This is a genomic window from Variovorax sp. 20P10.2.4, assembly GCF_058244205.1.
In genome coordinates, this window is the sequence record NZ_JBZAYE010000960.1 from 1 (window position 1) to 2,006 (window position 2,006).

Annotated in this window: 4 protein-coding genes; 3 read left to right on the plus strand and 1 reads right to left on the minus strand. The window is 71.9% G+C overall.

All coding sequences use genetic code 11. The features are described 5' to 3' along the window. From AC27VN_RS39920 to AC27VN_RS39930, 3 genes are all read left to right on the plus strand, one after another. Positions 1-486 (plus strand): LysR substrate-binding domain-containing protein (locus AC27VN_RS39920; protein WP_490880277.1); only part of this gene is annotated, 486 nt, incomplete at its 5' end. A 50-nt stretch (positions 487-536) separates the two neighbouring features. After that, positions 537-1,034 carry a nuclear transport factor 2 family protein gene (locus AC27VN_RS39925; RefSeq protein WP_296800789.1) on the plus strand — a complete coding sequence of 166 codons (498 nt, stop codon included), beginning with the start codon at positions 537-539 and terminating at the stop codon, positions 1,032-1,034. Positions 1,035-1,057: 23 nt separating this feature from the next. Further along, on the plus strand, positions 1,058-1,378 hold the full coding sequence (locus AC27VN_RS39930) for a GNAT family N-acetyltransferase (RefSeq protein ID WP_057595774.1): 321 nt from the start codon (positions 1,058-1,060) through the stop codon (positions 1,376-1,378). Here AC27VN_RS39930 and AC27VN_RS39935 read toward each other — a convergent pair. Continuing rightward, positions 1,375-2,006: MFS transporter (locus AC27VN_RS39935; RefSeq protein WP_490880278.1), on the minus strand; the 632-nt coding region annotated here is incomplete at its 5' end. The genes AC27VN_RS39930 and AC27VN_RS39935 overlap by 4 nt on opposite strands.

Consider the following 2,006-nt stretch of genomic DNA (forward strand, 5'->3'; position numbering starts at 1 on the left):
GTCAGCAACCTGCTGCGGCGCGAGGCCGACATCGCGCTGCGCATGACCCGGCCCGAGACCGCGAGCCTGGTGGCGCGGCGCGTGGGCCGCTTCGCGCTCGGCGCCTTCGCGCAGCGCGACTACCTGCGCCGGCGCGGCACGCCGCGCCACTGGACCGACCTGCTGCGACACGACCTGCTGGGCTACGACCGCGACGAGAGCATCCTGCGCAGCTCGGCCGAGCTCGGCGCGCCGCTGCAGCGCGAGGACTTCTGCTTCCGCACCGACGACGTCAGCGTCTACTGGGAGGCGCTGCGCCACGGCATGGGCATCGGCTTCGTGGCCGAATCACTGGCGCGCAGCGACCCCGAGGTGGTGCGCGTGCTGCCCGCGCTCAAGCTGCCCGCGCTGCCGGTGTGGCTGGCGGTGCACCGCGAGGTCCGCACCGACCGGCGCATCCGCGCGGTCTATGATTTCCTGGTGCGCACCCTTCCGGCCGCGCTCTGACCCTCTTCCCCGAGATCTCCAACCACCGCGCTCCCGGCGCCCGAGGCCCCATGACAGCCACCACCAACGCGCAGACCATCGAGCGCTTCTACGGCGCATTCGCCCAGCTCGACGCCGCCACCATGGAAGCCTGCTACGCACCCGACGCGGTGTTCGACGACGAGGCCTTCTCGCTGCGCGGGCGGCGCGAGGTCGGCGGCATGTGGCGCATGCTGTGCGAGGCCACGAAGGCCAAGGGCGCCGACGTCTGGCGCCTGAGCCATCGCGACGTGCGCGCCGACGAACGCGGCGGCAGCGCCCACTGGGACGCTCACTACCGCTTCAGCGCCACCGGCCGCCTGGTCGACAACAGCATCGACGCGCGCTTCGGCTTCACGCCCGAGGGCCTGATCGCCACCCACCGCGACAGCTTCCCGTTCTGGACCTGGTCGCGCCAGGCGCTGGGCACGCCGGGGCTGCTGCTGGGCTGGTCGCCGATGCTGCGCAACAAGGTGCGCGCCACCGCCGCCGCCAACCTCGCCAAGTACCTCGCGAGCCGGCCCGCCTGAACACCCCCCTTGCAAGGAACCCCATGAGCACCGACGACAACGCCCCGATCCTTTCGAACAACGAGGCCGAGCACCGCTACGAGGCCCGCATCGGCGGCGAGCTCGCCGCGCTGGCCGAATACAACCTGCTGACCGACGCGATCATGTTCACCCACACCGAGGTGATGCCCGCGCACGAGGGCAAGGGCCTGGGCTCGAAGATCGCGAAGCACGTGCTCGACGAGGCCCGCGCGCGCGGCCTGCACGTGATCCCGGTATGCCAGTTCATCGCGGGCTACATCCGCAAGCATCGCGAGTACGCCGACCTGGTGCGGCCGGACATCCAGCGCGCGTTCAAGATCTAGGAACGCGGCTTCGCGGTCGGCGCCGGCAGCCAGGCGAAGGCCGCGATGCCCGCCAGCAGCAGCACGGCGATGGTCGCCAGCACGGCCGTGAGCGGATCGCCGCCGTGCGCCGCCGCCACCGAGGCGGCGACGCCCGTGCCCCACTGCATCAGCGCCACGCCCATGAACATCGCCATGGTGAAGACCGCCATCGCGCGGCCCGTGAGCGCCGCCGGGTAGGCGCCGCGCACGTCGGCGTACTGCCAGACGATGAAGCCCGAGAGCAGGCCGATCAGCAGCATGCCGGCGATGTCGAGCCAGGCCGAGTGCACGAAGGCGATCAGCGCGAACAGGCCGGTGTAGGCCAGCGCCCAGAGCACGATGCGGCGGCGCCGCGCGGCGGGATCGGTGCTGTCGAGCCGGCCGAACAGCGGCGCGCCGACCAGCGAGATCACCGACACCGCGAGCGCGACGTTGCCGCTCTGCACCAGCGAGAAACCGTGCCGCTCGATCATCAGCGGCCCGAGCCAGAGCCCGCGCAGCGAGATGAAGGCGGCGTAGGTCACGCCGCCCAGCACCACGATGCCCAGCGTATGGCGCAGCATCAGCAGCGCGCCGAACTGGCGGATCGCCTCGGGCACCGACTCGC

Excerpts from the sequence above, each read along its gene's own strand:
- AC27VN_RS39930 (WP_057595774.1), top strand. The coding sequence starts at position 1,058 with ATGAGCACCGACGACAACGCCCCGATCCTTTCGAACAACGAGGCCGAG.
- AC27VN_RS39925 (WP_296800789.1), top strand. The coding sequence starts at position 537 with ATGACAGCCACCACCAACGCGCAGACCATCGAGCGCTTCTACGGCGCA.